We start from the raw sequence: 6,005 nt of genomic DNA, 5'->3' as shown, positions 1-6,005 counted from the left end.
CGATTTAATAGCGTATGATTTTTCAGTTTCAGTAAATACCACAATGTTTATCGCATCAATATAACTTCCCAGTTCCCTTAAGTCGCTTTTTGAATCAATAACATTTACTGCAGGGTATTTTTCAGCAATCAAATAATCTAAAACAGCATCTAATTCCTCAGATTTAGCATGAATTACTTTTGTATTTTCCTGAAAATCCTGGTCATTTGAATTGACCACAATATCCACCTTTAATCCAAGACTGATGGCCTTTTCATAAACCGCAGCGCTAACGATTAAAGTTGGGCTCCATTCCAGCAGCTGACCTAAATATTCTTCATTAAAGTCCCCTAAATAGTGGATATATAGTGCCGGCTCTTGTTTTTCCCGAATGATATGATGTGATGACATACAGCAAATATATCCTAATATTCTTTTTTATTTTAGTATCAGATCAAAGACATGCTTTTCATCCAGAAAATGCATCGCCCAAACCATTCATCAAAAGAAGGAGCAGTTAAAAACCCATGCTCTCCTTTTGCGTAAATATGCAATTCTCCAGATACCTTGTTTTCTTTAAGCGCTCTGTAAAACTCAACACTATTGGCTACAGGTACAACCTGATCAGCATCCGAATGAATTAAAATCGTTGGCGGCGTTTCTTCTGTTACCTGCAACTCATTGGAGTAAAGTTTTATCTTTTCTTCTGTTGGAGAGGGGCCAAGAAGATTATCTCTGGATCCAATATGACCAATCTTGTCGGTAAAAGAGATCACCGGATTTATAAGCAGCATAAAATTTGGCCTAACGCTAATTCCTTCTCGATTTTCAATAACTGGTTTATTAAAATGTGTTCCCGCAGTTGCGGCAAGATGGCCTCCGGCAGAAAACCCCAGAATACCTATCTTTTTGGGGTCAATGTTCCATTCTTTAGCCCTCTGTCTCACTATCTTAATTGCCTGTTGGGCATCCTGCAGAGGCCCGATAGACTTGTCCAACATTATCTTATCGTTCGGCAGCCTATACTTTAATACAAAAGCCGTTACCCCCATTTTCGCAAATGCTCTGGCTGCATCGCTGCCTTCTCTTTTTGTAAGTAGCACATGATATCCTCCGCCAGGACAAATGATAACAGAAGTTCCATTTGCCAAACCCTTTGGGGGCAAATAAACAGAAAGAGTAGGAACAGACACGTTAGAAGTAAGACTATCTACGTCTGGATTACCGATCCTCTGCTCTTGATTTGATATAGGCTTGGCATTTGGTATTTTACCTGAATATAATGGGATCACCTGTTGCGCATTACAATACGGAACCAAAAACATCAGCGATAAAAATACAATATACTTTGCCATGAGGTATTTATTCGAAATTGATCCAATCTATACTTATCAAATCTCTATTTGGTGGGGTATTCTTTAAAAACACAAAATAAAGATCATGTTTACCCCCCGGGTTTTTTATAGACGTGCTTAATTCAGTGTACTTTTCCCACTTACCTGTTGAGGTAAAATTAGCCGTACTAATTATTTCTCCTTTTGGAGAATCGATATGCACCTCTATAGTTCCACTATGATTTGCCGAAGCATAATAATAGGTAAGTTTATTAATGTTCCTAAGGTCAATATTTTTAAACACGATATAAGACTTGTTATGGATGCTACCAACATACCTGTCATTTTTATCTACGTTATTAAAAACATCTGCATCTTCTGCCTGTACTTTTGCCGGACGCAACACAATCGTCTCTTTTTTTGTTAAAGGAGTTATCGCCCCGCCCTTGTCAGTATACGACGCAGAGAAAATGTACCTACCCTGATCCTTATTAGCTAAATGCTGTTTTAAAGCAACGGCTCCTTGTTGTGGCAACGCAGCATTAGTTTTTTTGGCATTTAAGCTTAAAATATATTTAACAATCTCAGTTGCATCATCATTAGAAATCTGAGGGTGTGCACTCATTGCATGTTCTCCCCAAACACCGCCACCTCCAACAATGATCTTCTTAGCCAAACGACTTACTGCATCTTTGTTACCGGTATAACGTTGTGCAACCTGCATAAACGAAGGACCCACTGATTTACCATTTATCTGATGGCAAGCTTTACAGTCGCTTTTAGCAACTAAAGATTTACCAAAATTATATGTAGGTGTAATCTCCTGATGACCTACCAGCGCCTGATTGCTTTCTACCTTTGCAATAAAATCAAGGTTCACCTTTACCTTTTTTGCATCTATCACCTTATCTTCATTATCCTTTACATCAACTTTATAATTAAAATTAGTTGCCTTAGGGAAAAAGAAAGAACTATTACTTGTTGTATTTATGGCTACCTGAGGCATCGTATTACCTACCTTAATCACAACCGTATCCAACCCGCTTTTACCCGCTGCATCAGTTACTTTTAAAATAGCGTTGTATATGCCGTTTTTTTGAAATGTATAGTTAACATTTTGTTCTGTTGATGCGATCTTGTTTCCTTCAAAGCTCCACTCGTACGACAGTTTATCATCATCGTCATTATCATAGCTCTTCGAGGTAAAAGCAACTTTGTATGGAGCAATTCCAATAGTATCTTTGGTTTCAATTTTAGCAAACGGAGCACGGTTTCCACCATTGTAATCAATACGAACCAAACGCGCATCAACATTATCTATCCCGTATACAGATCCATATTCCAACATATAAAATGATCCTTCTGGCCCAACCTCTATATCAATAGGGCGTCTAAAATCGCCATTAGTTTCCATAAAAGGCTCCATGCGTACATAGTTTTGATTCTCATCCAGACGCACTGCAAACACCCAGTTTCTCATCCAATCGTACATAAAAAGTGCTTTATCATAATACTCAGGGAACTTAGTATCGGATTTAAGCGCTGCATTATAATGATATACAGGTCCGCCCATAGCACATCTTCCGCCTTGTCCCAAAGCAGGGAATTCTTCTGATCTGTTATAAGGATACCACACCATCGCTTTTTGAGCCGGTGGCAATATTTGAGCGCCGGTACTATATGGGGAATTGTTTGCAGGACCGTTTACATCAAAGAAATCTCCTACTTTTTTGGTCGCAAAATCATACTCTTTATAAGCCTTATTATCACCAACAAAATATGGCCAGCCATAATTTCCAGCTTTTTTTGCCTGATTAAATTCATCGTATCCACGTGGCCCCTGTAAACCATCAGTACCAGAATCCGGTCCAACTTCTCCCCAATACACGATAGAAGTTTCAGGATCTACAGACATTCTATAAGGGTTACGACAACCCATTACATAAATTTCCGGACGTGTTTTTGGTGTTCCTTTAGCAAATAAATTCCCTTCAGGAATGGTATAACTTCCATCTGCCTCAGGATGAATCCGCAGGATCTTGCCGCGCAAGTCGTTTGTATTTCCTGCCGATCTTTCTGCATCAAATGTTAAACGATTATCTCTTCTATCAATAGGAGCAAAACCATCAGATTCAAAAGGCACAGTATTATCCCCGGTTGAAATATATAGATTCTTGTACTTATCCCAGGCTAAAGAACCACCTGTATGAGCACTTACTTCAAGATCAATTGGGACCTCTATAATCACCTGCTCAGATTTAAGATCAAGCTCATTTTCCTTACTAATTTTAAAGCGAGAAATATGCTGTTTGTATTTATCACCTGCAGAGGCAGTATAAAAGAAATACAAATAGTTATTTGTTGCAAAGTCCGGATCAATAGTCATCCCCAACAAACCATTTAGGTATTTATCAACAGCCTTCACAGGAAAGTTGTAAACCAATGTAGTTTTACCATCGGCAGGATTGTATACGTAAAAATTACCGGCGCGCTCAATAAAAAACACCCTACCATCCGGAGCTACAGATAATTCCATAGGCTCATTTAAATCATTAGATAAAACGGTTTTAGTAAAACGATTATCCTCTGGCTTTTTAACTGCGTATGCTTTTGAATAATCCAATGCAACGTTGGTACCAATGGCATACTTAATACCCCCAAGGAGGTGAGTTAAAAATAATGGTTCGCTAAAGCTTTCGTCGGTATGTCCGCCGCCTGTATAAAAAGCGCGGCCGCCATCGAATTCATGGTACCAGGCAATAGGATGGTTCTCTCCGTTTTCTCCGCCTTCGTAGCTATCTTCATCTAATTTAGCCAGCACCTTTATATCGTCTTGTATGCTTTTATAGTTATACCATTCGTCTGTGCGGTCCCATCTTTTTGGCAGGCTCTTAGTCGATATATGGGTCGTGTCAATCACATCAATAGTTGCCTTACGCACATTAGGATTACCCGGATGGCTTTTAAAATAAGCTCCAACAAGCTTATTATACCAAGGCCAATCGTATTCTGTATCTGCCGCAGCATGAACTCCGGCGTAACCACCACCAGATTGAATATACCTTTCAAAAGCTACCTGCTCATCGGCATTTAATACATTCATAGTGGTGCTTAAAAAGATTACAGCACTGTAGTTTTTTAAACTATCCTGAACAAAATAAGCTGAATTCTTAGTTGTATCTACAATAAAATTATTCTCTTTACCAAGCTTTTGTAGAGCAGCAATACCAGCCGGAATAGAAGCATGATAAAAGCCCTTGGTTTTTGAAAACACCAGGATACGGGCAGGTTTTGCTGGTTTAGCAACACTAGACGCCGGAGTAGCAGGCGTTTTAGGCACTACCGTTTTGCAGGCATAAAATACAACAGAAGTGCAAACTGTTGAGAATACAGCAAGGTAAATTTTAAAGTATTTAGTTTTAAGCATAAAAATATTGGGTTAATGTGGCTCCCGGCCAAAAAAAAAGTAAAGTAAGATCACAAAACAATTTGCCCTTGAATATTGACAGGCATTTAGGGCTTAACTACTCACAATCACTTGGTTTAGGTTTGGATTAAAGTTCATTTTGAAGTAAACTTAGCAATTATAATGAAAAAGACCTTAATAAAGCGAACATATGGAAACAAACATACTGTCAGCTAAACAATTAGATAAAATATTCATCAGAATTTAACATACTAATTCTGATATATTTATTACATTCGGAAACATTTAAATATAATCCTATGCTGAAAAAATCTATACTAGCAGGCATGGCATTTTTAATGCTCTCTTGTGGTAATCAAAAAAAAGAAGAAAGTGATTCAGGGACTGGCAGTGTTATCGACAAAGTCAGCAATCTGAATAAGGTGGCTCAATCCGCAGATAAGATGGAGGAGATGACCGCTGAACTAAAAAAACTAACACCCCTAACCAATGAGCAGCTGAAAGCTGCAGTACCAGAAACACTCGACGGGTTGAAAAGAAAAAGCTTTAGTGCTGGCGGTTATGCTGTAAGTGGCTTGAGCACTATTGAAGCTGAATATGGCGACGACAGTAAATATGTAAAAGTTGGCATCATTGATGGCGCAGGAGAATCTGGAAGCGCTATTATTTCTTTAATGGCCATGACACTAAGTATGGACAGAGAATCAGAATCTAATGGAACTGTGTCTAAAACAGTAGACGTTAATGGCATTCGTTCTATAACAGAGGAAACCAAATCTGAAAGCTCAGTTAGCTCATCTATCAAATTCCTTTACAAAGACAGGTATTCTGTAAGCTTGGATGGAACAGGATACAGTCTTCAGGAATTAGAATCATTTTTGAAAAGCGTAAAACTTGACGAATTAAAGTAATTCGACTGATAAAAGATGTTATGAATTTAAAACCTTTAGATCTTCATCTAAAGGTTTTTTTATGATCCTTACTTCTCTCACGCTTTATAAACATAGAACTTCTTATCCCTTATCGGTTGCCCCTTAATCTCTAAATATTCTCCCTTTTTATCCCTGGTATACTTTACTACGAATGGCTCGTCACTTGCTTTGCATGCTTCAAAAGCCAGTTTCAGTCGATCAATGTGCGTATCAGCGCCAACTTTCCATTTTTTATCTAAATACCAAAAATAAGCTGAAAAATTTCTTGTATTCCCTAGCATTTTTCCATCTAACCTAATATGAGTTGGATTTAATTCTTTGTAAGGAAGAACC

The 6,005-nt window shown here is 38.1% G+C and carries 5 protein-coding genes; 1 reads left to right on the top strand and 4 read right to left on the bottom strand.

Features of this window, described 5'->3' with window-relative positions:
• From AC1DG9_RS21960 to AC1DG9_RS21950, 3 genes are all read right to left on the bottom strand, one after another.
• Positions 1 to 390 (bottom strand): thiamine pyrophosphokinase (locus tag AC1DG9_RS21960; protein WP_477635235.1); only part of this gene is annotated, 390 nt, incomplete at its 3' end.
• A 38-nt stretch (positions 391 to 428) separates the two neighbouring features.
• Entirely contained in the window at positions 429 to 1,334 is a 906-nt protein-coding gene (locus tag AC1DG9_RS21955; RefSeq protein WP_172659253.1) for an alpha/beta hydrolase, read from the bottom strand.
• A 7-nt stretch (positions 1,335 to 1,341) separates the two neighbouring features.
• Positions 1,342 to 4,740, bottom strand: coding sequence for a ThuA domain-containing protein (locus AC1DG9_RS21950; RefSeq protein ID WP_337717116.1), 3,399 nt, complete (start codon positions 4,738 to 4,740; stop codon positions 1,342 to 1,344).
• A gap of 299 nt (positions 4,741 to 5,039) precedes the next feature.
• Here AC1DG9_RS21950 and AC1DG9_RS21945 point away from each other — a divergent pair, with 299 nt between their 5' ends.
• Positions 5,040 to 5,651, top strand: coding sequence for a hypothetical protein (locus AC1DG9_RS21945; protein WP_172659255.1), 612 nt, complete (start codon positions 5,040 to 5,042; stop codon positions 5,649 to 5,651).
• 77 nt (positions 5,652 to 5,728) lie between these two features.
• Here AC1DG9_RS21945 and AC1DG9_RS21940 read toward each other — a convergent pair.
• On the bottom strand, positions 5,729 to 6,005 hold a 277-nt coding region (locus AC1DG9_RS21940), incomplete at its 5' end, for a hypothetical protein (RefSeq protein ID WP_477635234.1).

This window comes from Pedobacter sp. 05L430 (genome assembly GCF_056397585.1).
This window is presented reverse-complemented; position numbering and strand designations above follow the sequence as displayed.

Excerpts from the sequence above, each read along its gene's own strand:
- AC1DG9_RS21955 (WP_172659253.1), bottom strand. The coding sequence starts at position 1,334 with ATGGCAAAGTATATTGTATTTTTATCGCTGATGTTTTTGGTTCCGTAT.
- AC1DG9_RS21950 (WP_337717116.1), bottom strand. The coding sequence starts at position 4,740 with ATGCTTAAAACTAAATACTTTAAAATTTACCTTGCTGTATTCTCAACA.
- AC1DG9_RS21945 (WP_172659255.1), top strand. The coding sequence starts at position 5,040 with ATGCTGAAAAAATCTATACTAGCAGGCATGGCATTTTTAATGCTCTCT.